12 protein-coding genes are annotated in these 15,867 nt (G+C 71.5%); 4 read left to right on the top strand and 8 right to left on the bottom strand.

Annotated elements, in window-relative coordinates; all coding sequences use genetic code 11:
* Positions 1-8 precede the first annotated feature (8 nt).
* Positions 9-1,256 carry a MalY/PatB family protein gene (locus tag IEY96_RS23350; RefSeq protein WP_189196942.1) on the top strand — a complete coding sequence of 416 codons (1,248 nt, stop codon included), beginning with the start codon at positions 9-11 and terminating at the stop codon, positions 1,254-1,256.
* Positions 1,257-1,410: 154 nt separating this feature from the next.
* Here IEY96_RS23350 and IEY96_RS23345 read toward each other — a convergent pair whose 3' ends face one another.
* Positions 1,411-1,773, bottom strand: a complete 363-nt coding sequence (locus IEY96_RS23345) for an STAS domain-containing protein (protein ID WP_189196941.1) — start codon at positions 1,771-1,773, stop codon at positions 1,411-1,413.
* A gap of 259 nt (positions 1,774-2,032) precedes the next feature.
* Between IEY96_RS23345 and IEY96_RS23340 the strand changes: the two genes are divergently transcribed.
* Entirely contained in the window at positions 2,033-2,785 is a 753-nt protein-coding gene (locus tag IEY96_RS23340) for a GAF and ANTAR domain-containing protein (protein WP_189196940.1), read from the top strand.
* A gap of 83 nt (positions 2,786-2,868) precedes the next feature.
* Here IEY96_RS23340 and IEY96_RS23335 read toward each other — a convergent pair whose 3' ends face one another.
* Positions 2,869-3,429, bottom strand: coding sequence for an NADPH-dependent FMN reductase (locus tag IEY96_RS23335; RefSeq protein ID WP_189196939.1), 561 nt, complete (start codon positions 3,427-3,429; stop codon positions 2,869-2,871).
* Positions 3,430-3,566: 137 nt separating this feature from the next.
* Between IEY96_RS23335 and IEY96_RS23330 the strand changes: the two genes are divergently transcribed.
* On the top strand, positions 3,567-4,028 hold the full coding sequence (locus tag IEY96_RS23330; protein ID WP_189196938.1) for a MarR family winged helix-turn-helix transcriptional regulator: 462 nt from the start codon (positions 3,567-3,569) through the stop codon (positions 4,026-4,028).
* A 66-nt stretch (positions 4,029-4,094) separates the two neighbouring features.
* On the opposite strand, the gene IEY96_RS23325 is transcribed toward IEY96_RS23330, so the two are convergent.
* The 3 genes from IEY96_RS23325 to IEY96_RS32835 are packed head-to-tail and all read right to left on the bottom strand — an operon-like array spanning position 4,095 to position 5,847.
* A complete protein-coding gene (locus tag IEY96_RS23325) occupies positions 4,095-5,132 on the bottom strand; it encodes an LLM class flavin-dependent oxidoreductase (RefSeq protein ID WP_229791827.1) in 1,038 nt (345 codons plus the stop codon).
* Positions 5,129-5,518 (bottom strand): NADPH-dependent F420 reductase, encoded by a 390-nt coding sequence (locus IEY96_RS32840; RefSeq protein ID WP_229791826.1) that lies wholly within the window; start codon positions 5,516-5,518, stop codon positions 5,129-5,131. Before IEY96_RS32840 ends, IEY96_RS23325 begins: the two co-directional genes overlap by 4 nt.
* The gene (locus tag IEY96_RS32835; protein WP_229791825.1) at positions 5,515-5,847 is read right to left on the bottom strand and encodes an NAD(P)-binding domain-containing protein; all 333 of its coding nucleotides are present in this window, start codon (positions 5,845-5,847) and stop codon (positions 5,515-5,517) included. Before IEY96_RS32835 ends, IEY96_RS32840 begins: the two co-directional genes overlap by 4 nt.
* A 304-nt stretch (positions 5,848-6,151) precedes the next feature.
* On the opposite strand from IEY96_RS32835, the gene IEY96_RS23315 reads away from it, so the two are divergent.
* Complete coding sequence (locus IEY96_RS23315; RefSeq protein ID WP_189196937.1) at positions 6,152-11,611, top strand: ATP-binding protein; 5,460 nt, start codon at positions 6,152-6,154, stop codon at positions 11,609-11,611.
* Positions 11,612-11,719: 108 nt separating this feature from the next.
* Here IEY96_RS23315 and IEY96_RS23310 read toward each other — a convergent pair whose 3' ends face one another.
* Genes IEY96_RS23310 through mmsA form a run of 3 tightly spaced genes read right to left on the bottom strand, consistent with a single transcriptional unit; the run spans position 11,720 to position 15,723 of the window.
* A complete protein-coding gene (locus IEY96_RS23310) occupies positions 11,720-12,826 on the bottom strand; it encodes a substrate-binding domain-containing protein (RefSeq protein ID WP_189196936.1) in 1,107 nt (368 codons plus the stop codon).
* Positions 12,827-12,880: 54 nt separating this feature from the next.
* Positions 12,881-14,179, bottom strand: coding sequence for a multiple monosaccharide ABC transporter permease (gene mmsB / locus IEY96_RS23305; RefSeq protein WP_189196935.1), 1,299 nt, complete (start codon positions 14,177-14,179; stop codon positions 12,881-12,883).
* Positions 14,176-15,723 carry a multiple monosaccharide ABC transporter ATP-binding protein gene (mmsA, locus tag IEY96_RS23300; RefSeq protein ID WP_189196934.1) on the bottom strand — a complete coding sequence of 516 codons (1,548 nt, stop codon included), beginning with the start codon at positions 15,721-15,723 and terminating at the stop codon, positions 14,176-14,178. Before mmsA ends, mmsB begins: the two co-directional genes overlap by 4 nt.
* Positions 15,724-15,867: the final 144 nt, after the last annotated feature.

Here is a 15,867-nt window from a genome sequence, read left to right as displayed (position 1 = left end):
TGGTGGGCATGGCAGGCCCCGACCCCTCCGCCGACGGCTCCGCGGCCCGGAATCCGCTCACCGTGCTCACGCTGGCCGAACTCCGCCAGCGCAGCAGCGTGAAATGGCGGATGCACCCGCCGGACGTGCTTCCCCTCTGGGTCGCGGAGCAGGACGTGCCCCTGGCCCCGCCGGTGGCCGACGCGCTGCGCCGCGCCATCGACCTCGGCGACACCGGCTACGCGCACGGCACGGCGTACGCCGAGGCGCTCGGCGAGTTCGCCGCCGGACGCTGGGACTGGCACGACTTCCGGGTCGACCGCACGACCGTCGTCCCCGACGTGATGATGGGCGTCGTCGAGGTGCTCCGGCTGGTGACCGATCCCGGTGACGCCGTGGTCGTCTGCTCCCCCGTCTACCCGCCCTTCTACGCGTTCGTCGGCCACGCCGGCCGGCGGGTGATCGAGGCTCCGCTCGGGCCCGACCTGCGGATGGACCCCGCCGCTCTCGACGAGGCGTTCCGCCGGGCCCGGGCCTGCGGCAGCCGGCCGGCGTTCCTGCTGTGCAGTCCGCACAACCCGACCGGCGTGGTCCACCGCCGGGACGAGCTGGAGGCGGTCGCCGACCTGGCCCGCCGGCACGGGGTGCGGGTGGTCTCCGACGAGATCCACGCCCCGCTGGTGCTGCCCGGGGCGCGCTTCACCCCGTACCTCACGGTGTCCGGCGCCGAGGACGCGTTCGCCCTCACCTCCGCCTCCAAGGCGTGGAACCTCGCGGGGCTCAAGGCGGCGCTCGCGGTCGCCGGGCCGGAGGCCGCCGCCGACCTGCGCCGCATGCCGGAAGAGGTCAGCCACGGCCCCAGCCACCTGGGCGTCCTCGCGCACACCGCCGCGTTCCGTGCCGGCGGGCCGTGGCTCGACCTCCTCCTCGACGGCCTCGACGCCAACCGCACCCTGCTGGAGACCCTGCTGGCGAAGCACCTGCCGGCCGTCACCCACCACCGGCCCGAGGGCACCTACCTCGCCTGGCTGGACTGCACCGGGCTGGGCATCGCCACCGAGCAGCCGGCCGGCGAGCCGGGGGTGGCCAGCGACCTCGCCGGGCCGGCGAGGATGTTCCTCGACGACGCGCGGGTCGCCTTGAGCTCCGGGCACGTGTTCGGCACCGGCGGGGCCGGCTTCGTACGCCTCAACTTCGCCACCTCACCCGCGATCCTCACCGAGGCCGTCACCCGGATGGGCCGGGCCGTCGACGCGCACCGCCCGCCGGCGGGCTGAGCACGCGGCTCGGCGGCCGGGTGGGCCGCCCGTGGCTCCGATCACGGGTGTCTCGCCGTTTCGGGCTGATCCACCTCGGGTATCTGCCGGACGCCGGCGGGCAGCGGGACGATGTGACCCCTGCCGTTCGCTGACAGGCGTCGAGAAAGGCAGGTCACTCGGTGGTGAATTCGTCCTTGAGGCCGACGATGTCGAGGACCTTGACGGTGATCCGGGAGGGCTCGCGCACCACCAGGGCGCTGCCCGCGGAGGCGACTCGCCGGCGAACCGCCAGCAGCGCGTTGACGCCGGCGGCGCAGAAGAAGGTGACCCCGCTCAGGTCGAGCACCAGCACCGCGGGCGGTCCGCCGGCCACCAGCCTGTCCACGAGGCCGACGAACCGGTCGACGGTCGCCAGGTCGAGCGGGCCCCCGACCCGCACCACCGCCGCCGGACCCTCCCGGGCGAGCGCCAGGGACAGGGTCGGCAGGCGGGTGATCTCCGGCCCCGCCGGATGCTCTGCGTGGTGGACGGACATGAGCTGCTCCTCTGGTGAGGACGTCAGACCGGGTTGATGCGCGCGCCCACCGTTGGTGGCGCGGCACTGGTCCTGGGCTCATGTCCGAACCCACCCCGACCCTAGCCCCGTTCCGCCCGATTGGCACCCCCGCCGACCGGCGAAACGTGGGCTCCCCGACAGGAAAAGCACTGGCCGGGCCCCTCAGGGGGCAGGCCGGAGCAGTGGCGTCACCTTCGGTGCAACCGAACGGGCACATGGATTACAGGAGGTAGCGGTGGTGTCCGGTGCTGCTGACCCGTCTCTGGCCTCGGCCTACGGCCGACTGCTGACGCTGCTTGCCGACTCGCCTCACGTCGACGTGTTCCTGGACCAGATCGTCCGGGTCGCGGCGGAGGTCGTCGCCCCCGCCGTGGCGTGCGGACTGACCGTGCGCCGCGACGGAGGCGCCCTCACGGTCGCCAGCAGCGACGAACTCGCGGCGCAGGGTGATGAGATCCAGTACGGGGCTGACGAGGGCCCCTGCCTCGCGGCGCTGCGCCAGGGGCAGGTCGTCGAGGTGTCCGACCTGCGCGACGATCGACGCTGGCGCCGCTACCGGGAGCGTGCGCTCCGGCTCGGCATCCGCAGCTCGCTGTCGCTGCCAATGACGGTCGACCGCGAGACCGTCGGCGCGTTGAACCTCTACGCCACCGAGCCGCGTGCCTTCACCGACACGGAACGCCGGCACGCCCTGGCGTTCGGCGAGCAGGGGTCGGCGGCGCTGAGCGTAATCCTCCGCCAGGCCGACCAGGCGCTGCTGCATCAGCAGCTCACCGACGCGATGGCCTCCCGCAGTGTCATCGACCAGGCGCTCGGGGTGATCATGGGCCAGCAGCGGTGCACCGCCACGGAGGCCTTCACCCTGCTCCGGCAGGCGTCACAGAACCGCAACCGCAAGCTGCGTGACGTGGCCGCGGAGATCATCACCCAGGTCACCGGCGAGTCCCCGCAGCCGGCCCCCGGATTCGTGGCGCCTCGCCAACAGTCCTGAGTGTGGCACCGGCCCCGGCGGTGTCCGCGGACAGGAAGACGGCCGCGGAGGTTCCGCGGCCGTCTTCGATCGTGTCGAGGTGTTCAGCGGTTGCGCAGCGGGGCGAGCGCGGTGCTCCAGGCCACGACCTGGTCGAGGGTGGTGTTCAGCGCGTCCTGCTGGAACTGGCTGGGCTTGAAGACGCTGAAGTTCTCGAAGTCGGTGAAGAGCGACAGCGCCACCTGGGACCGGACGTCGGCCATCTGCAACTCGCCGGCGATCAGCCGCAGGTGCTCCACCGCCCGGGTGCCGCCGGCGGAGCCGTAGCTGACGAAACCGACCGCCTTGTTGTTCCACTCGGCGTAGAGGAAGTCGATGGCGTTCTTCAGGGCGCCCGAGGTGGAGTGGTTGTACTCCGGGGTGACCATCACGAACCCGTCGAACGAGGCGATGGTGCTGGCCCAGCGCAGCGTGTGCGGCTGGGTGTACTGACCCATCGACGGCGGGTACGCCTCGTCCAGGTGCGGCAGTTGGTAGTCGAGCAGGTCGATGAGCTCGAACTGCGCGTCGCTGCGCTGCTTGGCGACGTCGAACACCCAGCGGGCGACCGACTCGCCGTTACGACCCGGGCGGGTGCTGCCGAGGATGATTCCGATCCTGGTCATGTCGTGGTGCCCTTCCAAAGTCCTTGCCTGGTCAAGTACAAGCTAGCGGTTAATTGCTTCGTCAAGCAACCAACGGTCGGGTGGCGGCTGTCACGGCGGCGCGTGTCATTGCTCGGTCAAGCAAGTACAATCGGCGCATGTCCGCCGCACCGCAGCCGCTGCGCCCCCTCAGCACCGAGGAGGAGGCGCTGGTCCGCTCGCTGGGCAGGCTCATGCACGTCCTGCCCCGCACCATCGACGCCGACATGGTGGCTGACCGCCAACTCCCCCTCACCGAGTACACGGCGCTCATGCATCTCTCCGAGGCGCCGGGCCGGCGGATGCGGATGAGCGAACTCGCGGCGGCGTGCCAGCTCTCGTTGAGCGGGATGACCCGCACCATCGGCCGGCTGGAGACGCAGGGCCTCGTCGAGCGGACCAAGTGCGCGGAGGACGCGCGCGGGTGGAACGCCGTCCTCACCGACGCCGGTCTCGCCCGGCTCCAGGAGTCCTGGCCGAGCCACCTGGCCAGCGTGCGGCGACGGTTCCTCGACCACTTCGAGGGCATCGACCTCGTCCAGCTGGCCCGCGCGTTCCAGCGCGTCGGCACGGCCGACTGAGCTTCCGGCGGCCGGACCCGGCGGTCCGCCGCCCGCGCGGCGGGGACGGCGGACCGCCGGACGTGGTCAGCCCAGCAGCTCCCGGACGCGCGGGATGACCCGCGTGCCGTAGAGCTCGATGGCGGTCATCAGAGCCGCGTGCGAGAGGCCGCCCATGCCGTACTTCATCTCGAAGCGGTTCGCGCCGAGCACCGTGAGGTTCGCGGCGATCTTCCGGGCGACGGTCTCGGGCGACCCGACGTAGAGCGCCCCGTCCGGCCCGACCTCGCGCAGGAAGGACTCCCGCGTCGGCACGGCGAAGCCGCGGGTCCGGGCGACCCGGCGGATGACCTGCTGATAGCGGGGGAAGAACTCCTCGCGGGCCTGCTCGTCGGTGGCGGCCACGTGACCGGGCGAGTGCACGCCGATCGGCAGGGGGTCCTTGCCGAGCTGCGTGAGCGCCTGGTGGAAGAGGCGGGAGAAGGGCGCGAAGCGGGCCGGCGACCCGCCGATGATCGCGAGCATCAGGCCGTAGTCGTACCGGGCGGCGCGGATGACCGACTGCGGGTTGCCGCCCACGCCGATCCAGGCGGGGAAGGGACCCGACTCGGTGTGCGGGACGACGTCCTGCTCGTGCAGCGGCGCACGCATGGTGCCCTTCCAGGTGACCGGCCCGCCCTTGCGCAGCTCGGCGAAGAGCTGCGCCTTCTCCTCGAAGAGCTGCTCGTAGTCGGCCAGGTCGTAGCCGAACAGCGGGAACGAGTCGACGCTGGAGCCGCGGCCGAGGATCACCTCCGCCCGGCCACCGGAGACCGCGTCGAGGGTGGAGTAGCGCTGGAAGACGCGTACCGGGTCGTCGGAGCTGAGCACCGTGACGGCCGAGCCGAGGCGGATCCGGGTGGTGCGGGCGGCGATCGCGCCGAGCACCACGTCGGCGGCGGAGAGCGGGAAGTCGTCGGTGTGGTGCTCACCGAGGCCGAAGAAGTCCACGCCGACCTGATCGGCGAGGACACCCTGCTCGACGATGTCGCGGATCGTCCGGGCGTGGGAGAGCGGCCGGTCGTCGGCGTCGTGGGTGACGTCACCGAAGGTGTCCAGGCCGAGCACGAGCGGAAAGGTGGTCACGATGTGCCTCTGTCTCTGTGGTCGGTGCGGGCGGCCAGCGCCCGCGTGAACTCGTCCCGGCCCAGCGCCACGCCGAAGACCGGGCCGCCGGGTTGGAGCAGGCGCCCGGCGCGCAGGCTGTCGAGCCGGACCGTGTCGTAGCCGATGCGTTCGATCAGGTCCGCCACGGTGCGCACCGCCGCGGGGTCGTCCCCGGCGACGCCGAGCGCCCGGCGGTCGGACGCGCCCGCCGGGCGGCGGTCGTCCTCCAACTCGTGGTAGCCGATGTGGTTCAGCGTCTTCACCACCGTCGACCGGGCCAGCCGGCGTTGGACGATCTCGCTGCTGCCGTGCCGGGGGTCGTCGAACATCTCCTGCACGCCGTCGACGGGCGGCCAGTAGTTCATGGTGTCCACCACGAGCTTGCCGGCGACCAGGGCGGGGTCGAGGCCCGGGAACCGGTGCAGCGGAAGGCCAGCACGACGATTCCGGCGTCCGTGACGGCGTCCGCCGCCCAGCGCGCCTCCGCGCCCGGCGCCAGCACGTCGGTGATCAGGGCGATGTTCGCGGGATCGCCGGAGGCCGCGATCGTCACCGGGTACCCGGCGGCCATCGCGACCCGGGCGATCACCGGACCGGTGTGCCCGGCCCCGAGTACGGCCATCCGCGGCCGGGACGACAGGGTCGCCGTCGCGCCCGGGGCCACGCCTGCCGGGGCGAGGTCGTCGTCACCCATGGCTGCACCTCATTTCCTTGACTGGTCAAGCATATCCGCAATGCTTGACCGATCAAGGATTGGCTCGCTCACACCCAGGGAACGTGATGACGGTGGAGACGCGCGGCGGGCGCCGGCGGGCCGCGGGTGGTCCGGCCGCCCGGCGGGACAGCCAAAAAGTTTTGTTCGGTTCCTACAACTCGCGCCGCTCAGGGTTCGGCGGTTACGACATGGCGCCGCCGGCCGGCACGCGGAAAGGTGATCACTGCCGGGGGCCGTCGCCTCGCGGCGCGTACATCGTGGGTCCAACGGAGGGGTCGGTCGGGTGTTCAGCCGTATCGCCATCGTCAACCGTGGAGAGGCCGCGATGCGGCTCATCCACGCCGTCCGAGAGCTGGCCGCGGAGACCGGGACACGGATCGAGACCGTCGCCCTGCACACCGACGTCGACCGCGACGCCACGTTCGTGCGCGAGGCGGACGTCGCCTACGACCTCGGGCCGGCGTCCGCGCGCCCGTACCTGAACCTGGCGGTGCTGGAGCGCGCGCTGGTGGAGACCCGGGCGGACGCCGCCTGGGTGGGCTGGGGTTTCGTGGCCGAGGACCCGGCGTTCGCCGAGCTGTGCGAGAAGATCGGGGTCACCTTCGTCGGACCGAGCCCGGAGGCCATGCGCCAGCTCGGCGACAAGATCGGCGCGAAGCTGATCGCCGAGGAGGTCGGCGTGCCGGTCGCGCCGTGGAGCCGCGGCGCCGTGGAGAACCTGCCCGCCGCCCTGGCGGCCGCGGCCGAGATCGGCTACCCGCTGATGCTGAAGGCCACCGCCGGTGGCGGCGGGCGCGGCATCCGCGTGATCACCAACGAGGCCGAGCTCGCCGACGCGTACGAGCGCACCAGCCAGGAGGCCGCGCGGGCGTTCGGCAGCGGCGTGGTGTTCCTGGAGCGCCTGGTCACCGGCGCCCGGCACGTCGAGGTCCAGGTGATCGCCGACGGCCAGGGCACCGCGTGGGCCCTCGGCGTCCGGGACTGCTCGGTGCAGCGGCGCAACCAGAAGGTCATCGAGGAGTCGGCGTCGCCGGTGCTCAGCCCGGCGCAGGCCGCCGAGCTCAAGGCGTCGGCCGAGCGCCTGGCCGTCGCGGTCGGCTACCGCGGCGCGGCGACCGTCGAGTTCCTCTACCACCCCGGCGACCGGCTGTTCGCGTTCCTGGAGGTCAACACCCGCCTCCAGGTGGAGCACCCGATCACCGAGTCCACCACCGGGTTCGACCTGGTCAAGGCGCAGCTGCACGTGGCCGCCGGCGGGCGGCTCGACGGCGAGCCGCCGGTGGAGCGCGGGCACGCCATCGAGGCCCGGTTGAACGCCGAGGACCCGGACCGCGACTTCGCGCCCTCCCCCGGCCGCATCGCCCGGCTGGACCTGCCGGCCGGGCCGGGCATCCGGGTGGACACCGGCGTCAGCGAGGGCGACACCATCCCCGCCGACTTCGACTCGATGATCGCGAAGATCATCGCCTACGGCCGGGACCGCGACGAGGCGCTCGGCCGGCTGCGCCGGGCGATGGCGAACACCACGGTGATCATCGAGGGCGGCGCCACGAACAAGAGCTTCGTGCTCGACCTGCTCGACCAGCCCGAGGTGATCGACGCCAGCGCGGACACCGGCTGGATCGACCGCGTCCGCGGCGAGGGGCGGCTCGTCGCGCACCGGCACTCCGCCGTCGCTCTGGCGGCCGCCGCCATCGAGGCGTACGAGGAGGAGGAGCGCGTCGAGCGGCAGCGGCTGCTGTCGACGGCGTCCGGCGGCCGCCCGCAGGTGCAGCACGCCAGCGGCCGTCCGCTGGACCTCAAGCTGCGGGGTGTCGGCTACCGCATGCGCGTGGCGCGGGTCGGCGCGCACCGGTTCCGGGTCGGCATCGAGACGGCCGGTGGTGTCCGCACCGCCGACGTCGAGCTGGACCGCTTCGACCGGCACACCGGGCAGATCGTGGTCAACGGCGTCCGGTACCGCGTGCTCACCGACACGTACGGGCCCATCCACCTGGTCGAGGTGGACGGCGTGACGCACCGGGTCAGCCGGGACGAGGGCGGCGTGCTCCGCTCCCCCATGCCCGCGCTGGTCGTCGCCACGCCGCTGGCGATCGGCGCCGAGGTCGAGGCGGGCGCGCCGGTGCTGGTGCTTGAGGCCATGAAGATGGAGACGGTGCTGCGGGCGCCGTTCCGGGCGCGGCTCAAGGAGTGTGCCGTCTCCGTGGGCAGCCAGGTGGAGGCCGGCGCGCCGCTGCTGCGGCTGGAGCCGCTCGCCGACTCCGGCGCCGAGGCGGCCGACGGCCCGACCGGGGCCGCCGTCGAGCTGGACCTGCCCGCCGAGCCGGTGGAGATTCCCGCGCGGCAGCGCGCCGCCCGCGGCCAGGAGGACCTGCGCGCCCTGTTTCTGGGCTTCGACGTCGACCCGCACGACGACCGCCGGGTGCTCGACGACTACCTCGCCGCCCGCGAGGCGGCCACCGAGGACGGCCACCGGCCGCTGGCCGCGGAGCTGGAGCTCGTCAACGTCTTCGCCGACCTCGCCGAGCTGAGCCGTAACCGGCCGACGGGCGAGGACGGCGACGGCCACGTCCCGAGCGCCCGCGAGTACTTCCACACCTACCTGCAGAGCCTCGACATCGAGCGGGCCGGGCTGCCGGCCGCCTTCCAGGCCAAGCTCGGCAAGGCGCTCGGGCACTACGGGGTCACCGACCTGGAGCGCTCCCCCGCGCTCGAGGCGGCGGTGTTCCGGATCTTCCTGGCCCAGCAGCGCGCGTCCGCCGACGCCACGGTCGTGGCGACGCTGCTGCGCTCGTGGTTGCGGGAGCCGCCGCCGGACGACACGCTGCGCGAGCCCGCCGGCCTCGCGCTGGAGCGGCTGGTGGCCGCGACGCAGGTCCGCTTCCCGGTGGTCGCCGACCTCGCGCGGGGGGTGGTGTTCGCCTGGTTCGCCCAGCCGCTGCTGCGCCGCAACCGCGCCCGCGTCTACGCCGAGGTCCGCCGGCACCTGCGCCACCTCGACGAGCACCCGGACGCGCCGGACCGCGCCGAGCGCGTCGCGGCGATGGTGCGCAGCACCGAGCCGTTGGTGCGGCTGCTCGGCCAGCGGCTCGTGCGCGACCACCTGGACAACGCGGTGATGCTGGAGGTGCTGACCCGGCGCTACTACGGCAACAAGGGGCTCACCGACGTCCGCACCCGCGAGGTCGCGGGCTGCACGTTCGTGGTGGCCGGGCGCGCGGACTCGACCGTGGTCTCCGCCGCGGTGCGCTTCGACGCGCTCGGCGGCGCGCTGCGCGGGCTCGCGGAGCTGGCGGACGGCACGGACGCCATCGACGCCGACATCTACCTGGCGTGGGAGGACCAGCCGGAGGGCTTCGACGCGATGGCGGCCGCGCTGCACGAGGTCGTCGCCGCGCACCCGCTGCCGCGGCAGGTCCGCCGGGTCACCGCCACGGTCGCGGGCCGCGGCGGCGCGGTGATGCACCACCACTTCACCTTCCGGTCGTCGGACACCGGCATGACCGAGGACCGGCTGATCCGCGGCCTGCACCCGTACATCGCGCAGCGCATGCAGCTGGAGCGGTTGAGCAAGTTCGACCTGACCCGGCTGCCGTCGGCCGACGAGGAGGTCTACCTCTTCCAGTGCGTGGCCCGGGAGAACCCGTCGGACCAGCGCCTCGTCGCGTTCGCGCAGGTGCGCGACCTGACCGAGCTGCGCGAGCAGGACGGGCGGTTGGTCGCCCTGCCGACGACCGAGGACACCGTGGCCGCCTGCCTCGACTCGATCCGCCGGGCGCAGTCGCGGCGGCCCTCGAAGTCGCGCTTCCAGACCAACCGGATCGTGATCTACGTCTGGCCGCCGAGCGAGCTCACCCGCGAGGAGATGGAGATGATCGCCGGGCGGGTGCGCCCGACGACCGCGGGCGCCGGGCTGGAGGAGATCCTGTTCATCGCGCGACAGCGGGACCGGAGGACCGGCGAGCTGACCAAGATCGCCGTACGGATCTCCTTCACCGCCACGGGCGGCGCCGAGCTGAGCGTCGGTGAGCCGCCGGTCGAGCCGGTCGAGCCGCTCGACGACTACCGGCTGAAGGTGCTGCGCGCGAGCAGCCGCAACACGGTGTACCCGTACGAGCTGACCGGCCTGCTCGGCGACTTCGTCGAGCACGACCTCGACGACAAGCACGCGCTGGTGCCGGTCGACCGGCCCCGGGGGCGCAACAGCGCGGCGATCGTCGCGGGCGTGGTCACCACGCCGACCCCCCGCCACCCGCAGGGGGTCACCCGGGTCGTGCTGCTCGGCGACCCCACGAAGTCGCTCGGCGCGCTGTCCGAGCCGGAGTGCCGCCGCGTGATCGCCGCGCTGGACCTGGCCGAGCGGATGGGGGTGCCGCTGGAGTGGTACGCGCTCTCCGCCGGCGCCCGGATCTCCATGACCTCCGGCACGGAGAACATGGACTGGGTGGCGGCCGCGCTCAAGCGGATCGTCGAGTTCACCCAGGACGGCGGGGAGATCAACATCGTCGTGGCGGGCATCAACGTCGGCGCCCAGCCGTACTGGAACGCCGAGGCGACGATGCTCATGCACACCAAGGGCGTCCTCGTGATGACGCCGGACTCGGCCATGGTGCTCACGGGCAAGCAGTCGCTCGACTTCTCCGGCGGCGTGTCGGCCGAGGACAACTTCGGCATCGGCGGCTACGACCGGGTCATGGGCCCGAACGGCCAGGCCCAGTACTGGGCGCCGAACCTGCCCGCCGCGCGCGACGTGCTGATGGCGCACTACGACCACACGTACGTGGCGCCCGGCGAGTCGGCGCCGCGGCGGGCCGAGACGACCGACCCCGTCGACCGGGACATCTCGGACTTCCCGCACACCGTGGCGGGCAGCGACTTCACCACGGTCGGCGAGATCTTCTCCGCCGCGGCCAACCCGGACCGGAAGAAGCCGTTCGACATCCGGACCGTCATGCGGGCGCTCGCCGACCAGGACCACCCGGTGCTGGAACGCTGGGCGGGCATGGCCGACGCGGAGACCGCGGTGGTGCAGGACGTGCACCTCGGCGGCATCCCGGTGTGCCTGCTGGGCATCGAGTCCCGGTCGGTGCCGCGCCGCGGCTTCCCGCCCACCGACGGCCCGGACACCTACACGGCCGGCACCCTGTTCCCGCGCTCGTCGAAGAAGGCCGCGCGGGCGATCAACGCGGCCAGCGGCAACCGGCCGCTGGTGGTGCTGGCGAACCTGTCGGGCTTCGACGGCTCGCCCGAGTCGATGCGCAAGCTCCAGCTCGAGTACGGGGCCGAGATCGGGCGCGCCATCGTGAACTTCCGCGGGCCCATCGTGTTCTGCGTGATCTCGCGCTACCACGGCGGCGCGTTCGTGGTGTTCTCGAAGGCGTTGAACCCCAACATGACCGTGCTGGCGCTGGAGGGCTCGTTCGCCTCGGTGCTGGGCGGCGCCCCGGCCGCCGCGGTGGTCTTCTCCGGCGAGGTCAACGCCCGCACGGCGGCCGACCCCCGGGTGCGCGACCTGGAGGCCCGCGTGGCGGCCGCCGCCGGCGCCGACCGCGCCGCGCTGACCGCGGAACTGGACGAGCTGCGCTCGTCGGTCCGGGCCGAGAAGCTGGGCGAGGTGGCCACGGAGTTCGACCGGGTGCACAGCATCCAGCGCGCCGTCGAGGTGGGCTCCGTCGACGCGGTCGTCCGCGCGGCGGAACTCCGCCCCCGGGTCATCGAGGCCATCGAGTCCCACCTGCGGTGACCGCCGGCGCGGCCGGGGTGAGCGCCCCGGCCGCGCCGCGGCCGCGGCCACACGGCACGAAGAAGGGCCCCGGAGCGAACTCCGGGGCCCTTCCTTCGTGCGAGGGGATTACTTGGTGAGCGGGGACAGCTTCGGGTCGTTGGCGTACGCCTCGGCCGCGTTGGCCTTGGTGACGGCCACCGGCGGCAGCAGGTAGGTGTCCACGACCTTGACGCCGTTGTTGTACGACTTGGTGTCGTTCACCTCGGGGTTGTTACCGGCCTGCAGGGACTTCACCATGGCGATGGTCTGCTTGACCAGGTTCCGGGTGTCCTTGTTGATCGTCATGTACTGCTCGCCAGCCATGATCGACTTGACCGACTCGACCTCGGAGTCCTGACCGGTGACGACCGGGATCTGCTTGCCGGCACCCTTGATCGACGTGATGATCGCGCGGGCCAGGGTGTCGTTCGGGGAGAGGACGCCGTCCAGCTCCTTGTTGCCGTAGGTCGAGGTCAGCAGCTGGTCCATGCGGGCCTGGGCGCCCTCGGCCTTCCAGCCCTGGATGGCGGTCTGCTTGACGTCGGTCTGCTTCGAGGCGACGACCACGTTGCCCTTGTCGATCTCCGGCTTGAGCACGCTCATGGCGCCGTTGAAGAAGACACCGGCGTTGTTGTCGTCCGGCGAGCCGGAGAACAGCTCGATGTTGTACGGACCGTTCGGCTTCTTGGCCTTCATGCCGTCCAGCAGGGCCTGGCCCTGGAGCTGGCCGACCTTGAAGTTGTCGAACGCGACGTAGTAGTCGAGGTCCGGGGTGTTGGTGATGAGGCGGTCGTACGCGATCACCTTCGCGCCGGCGGCGTGCGCCGCGGCGACCTGGGTCGACAGCTGCGCGGCGTCGGTCGCGCCGATGACGATGACCTTCGCGCCCTTGGTCACCATGGCGGTGATCTGGGCCTGCTGGTCCGCGACGGTGGTCGAGGCGCCGGCGTACTGGACGTCGCTCTTGAAACCGGCCTCCTTGAGGCCGTTGGTGAACAGGTCACCGGCGAGGACCCAGTTCTCCGAGGTCTTCGACGGCAGGGCGACGCCGATCAGGGAGTCGGCCGCGAAGCCCTTGGTGTCGCCCTTGGCGCCGCCGGTGTCGCCGTCACGGCCGGAGCCGCAGGCGGTGGCGGTCAGGGCCAGCGCCGCGATGGCGCCGATGGCCATCGACTTGCCGATCAGTTTACGCATGGCTGGTGGTGCCCTTCTGGAGAGGTGTTACGGGGTGTGAGGCGGGGTGGAACGTCAGCTCGGCACGGCCGTGCGGGCGGTCTCCCGGTCCGCGTCGGGCGGTGCCGTGGGCGGGGCGGGAGTGTCGCGGCGGAACGAGCGGGTGAGGCTGCCGATGACGGAGAACCGGCCCTGCTTCTTGTTGTAGACGTCGAGCGCGACGGCCAGCAGCAGCACCAGGCCCTTGATGATCTGGACCCGGTCGGTGCCGACGCCGAGCAGCTGGAGGCCGTTGTTCAGCACGGCCATGACCAGACCGCCGACGATCGAGCCGCTGATGGTGCCGATGCCGCCGGCGACGGCCGCGCCACCGATGAAGACCGCGGCGATCGCGTCCAGCTCCCAGCCGTTGCCGTCCTGCGGTCCGGAGGCCGCCGAACGGGCCACGAAGATCATGCCGGCCAGGGAGGCCAGGACGGCCATGTTCATCATGACGAAGAAGTTGACCCGCTTGAGCTTCACACCGGAGAGCTCCGCGGCCCGGGAGTTGCCACCGACGGCGTAGATGTGCCGCCCGCCGGCGGTGTTCCGGGTGTAGAAGGAGTAGGCGAGGACCAGCGCCACCAGGATGATGCCGGAGACCGGGAAGCTCGTGCCGACCCGGCCGCTGGCGAACCGCAGCGACGCGAAGACGATCACGCCGACCATCACGGCCATCCGGAGCACCGAGATCCACATCGGGGCCGGCTCGGCGTCCATCTCCCGGCGGGTCTTGCGGGCCTGGAACTCCCGCCACACCACGGCCACACACGCGGCGAGGCCGAGCAGGAGCGTCAGGTTGTTGTAGCCGGTGTTCGGGCCGACCTCGGGCAGGAAGCCCGAGCCGATCACCCGGAAGCCCTCCGGCACCGAGATCGTGTTCGCGTTGCCGATGAACTGGTTGCCGCCCCGGAAGAGCAGCATGCCGGCCAGGGTGACGATGAACGCCGGCACCCCGACGTAGGCGACCCAGAAGCCCTGCCAGGCGCCGATGATCGCGCCGATCACCAGGCCGAACAGGATGGCGACCGGCCAGGGCAGCGACCACTCCGCCATCGACTTGGCCACCAGGATGCCGGTGAAGGCGGCGATCGAGCCGACCGAGAGGTCGATGTGCCCGGCGACGATCACCATGAGCATGCCGATGGCCAGGATGAGGATGTACGAGTTCTGGTTGAACAGCGCGATCAGGTTGTCCGATCGCAGGGTCAGGCCGTCCGTGAGGATCTGGAACAGGACGACGATCGCCACCAGGGTGAAGATCATCCCGAACTGGCGGGCGTTGGACGTGGTCCCTCCGAAGAGGTTCTTCTGCAGGTCCTTGATTCGGCTCATCGTGTCTGCATCTTCTTCGTCGAGGTCATCTGCTTCATGAGGGTTTCCGGGTCCGCGTCCTGCCGGGCGATCTCGCCGGTGATGGCGCCTTCGAACACGGTGTAGATGCGGTCGCAGAGCCCGATCAGCTCGGGCAGCTCCGAGGAGATGACGACGACGCCCTTCCCCTGGTCGGCGAGCCGCTGGATGATGCCGTAGATCTCGTACTTGGCGCCCACGTCGATGCCGCGGGTCGGCTCGTCGAGGATCAGGAGGTCCGGGTCGGTGAACATCCACTTCGCCAGGACGACCTTCTGCTGGTTGCCGCCCGAGAGCTTGGAGACGCCCTCGTCGACCGTCGGCGCCTTGGTGCGCAGGTCCCGCCGGTAGGACTCGGCCGCCTGGTACTCGGCCACCTCGTCCAGGACGCCGTGGCGCGAGATCTTCGACAGCTTGGCGGCCACCGTGGAGGTCTTGATGTCGTCGAGGAGGTTCAGGCCGAGCGCCTTGCGGTCCTCGCTGACGTACGCGAGCCCGTGGGCGATCGCGTCCGCCACCGTCTTCAGGACGATCTCCTTGCCGTCCTTGATGATCGTGCCCGACTCGTACACCCCGTAGGAGCGGCCGAAGACGCTCATGGCCAGCTCGGTGCGGCCCGCGCCCATCAGCCCGGCGAAGCCCACGATCTCGCCGCGCCGCACGGTGAAGCTCTCGTTCTTGCAGACCTGGCGCTCCGCCGAGATCGGGTGGCGCACGTTCCAGTTCCGGACCTCGAAGAAGACCTCTCCGATCTTCGGGGTGTGGTCCGGGAACCGGCTGCTCAGCTCGCGGCCGACCATGCCCCGCACGATCCGGTCCTCGTCGACGCCGTCCGCCTTGACGTCCAGCGTCTCGACGGTCCGGCCGTCGCGCAGGATGGTGATCTGGTCGGCGATCGCCTCGATCTCGTTGAGCTTGTGCGAGATCATGATCGAGGTGATGCCCCGCGAGCGGAAACCGCGCAGCAGGTCGAGCAGGTGCTGCGAGTCGGCCTCGTTGAGCGCGGCCGTCGGCTCGTCCAGGATCAGCAGCTTGACGTCCTTGGCGAACGCCTTGGCGATCTCCACCAGCTGCTGCTTGCCGACGCCGATGTCCTTGATCAGGGTGTCCGGGTCCTCCCGCAGGCCGACCCGGGCCATGAGGTCCAGCGCCATCCGGTTCGCGGCCTTCCAGTCGATCGCCCCCCGCTTGCGGGGCTCGTTGCCGAGGAAGATGTTCTCGGTGATCGACATGTCCGGGATGAGCGCGAGCTCCTGGTGGATGATCACGATCCCGGCGTTCTCGCTCGCCCGGATGTCCGAGAAGCGGGTCTCCGCGCCCTGGTAGATGATCTGGCCGTCGTAGCTGCCGTACGGGTAGACGCCGCTGAGCACCTTCATCAGCGTCGACTTGCCGGCGCCGTTCTCACCCACGATGGCGTGGATCTCGCCGGCGCGCACCACAAGGTTGACGTCGGCGAGCGCCTTGACGCCGGGGAACTGTTTGGTGATGGAGCGCATCTCCAGGAGGACGGGCAGATCGCTCATCGCTCCCACCACCTTGCCAACGTCATGGCCGCCTCCGCGATGGGTTATGACCTTCGCTCACTTTTCGTTGTCGTCGGCAACCCAATCTCGCCGGGGGCTGTTCCGCAAGTGCTCAAGTCGCTCTTTTTCGTAACAAGTCGGTAA

The sequence above is a fragment of the Micromonospora fulviviridis genome (genome assembly GCF_014648395.1).
Taxonomy (GTDB): domain Bacteria; phylum Actinomycetota; class Actinomycetes; order Mycobacteriales; family Micromonosporaceae; genus Micromonospora; species Micromonospora fulviviridis.
The sequence above is the reverse complement of the archived record's forward strand: the minus strand, read 5'-3'. Positions and strand labels throughout refer to the sequence as shown.

What these genes read in the sequence shown, in the direction of transcription:
- IEY96_RS23350 (WP_189196942.1), top strand. Translation starts at nt 9, where the DNA reads ATGGCAGGCCCCGACCCCTCCGCCGACGGCTCCGCGGCCCGGAATCCG.
- IEY96_RS23345 (WP_189196941.1), bottom strand. Translation starts at nt 1,773, where the DNA reads ATGTCCGTCCACCACGCAGAGCATCCGGCGGGGCCGGAGATCACCCGC.
- IEY96_RS23335 (WP_189196939.1), bottom strand. Translation starts at nt 3,429, where the DNA reads ATGACCAGGATCGGAATCATCCTCGGCAGCACCCGCCCGGGTCGTAAC.
- IEY96_RS23330 (WP_189196938.1), top strand. Translation starts at nt 3,567, where the DNA reads ATGTCCGCCGCACCGCAGCCGCTGCGCCCCCTCAGCACCGAGGAGGAG.
- IEY96_RS32840 (WP_229791826.1), bottom strand. Translation starts at nt 5,518, where the DNA reads ATGAACTACTGGCCGCCCGTCGACGGCGTGCAGGAGATGTTCGACGAC.
- IEY96_RS32835 (WP_229791825.1), bottom strand. Translation starts at nt 5,847, where the DNA reads ATGGGTGACGACGACCTCGCCCCGGCAGGCGTGGCCCCGGGCGCGACG.
- IEY96_RS23310 (WP_189196936.1), bottom strand. Translation starts at nt 12,826, where the DNA reads ATGCGTAAACTGATCGGCAAGTCGATGGCCATCGGCGCCATCGCGGCG.
- mmsB (WP_189196935.1), bottom strand. Translation starts at nt 14,179, where the DNA reads ATGAGCCGAATCAAGGACCTGCAGAAGAACCTCTTCGGAGGGACCACG.
- mmsA (WP_189196934.1), bottom strand. Translation starts at nt 15,723, where the DNA reads ATGAGCGATCTGCCCGTCCTCCTGGAGATGCGCTCCATCACCAAACAG.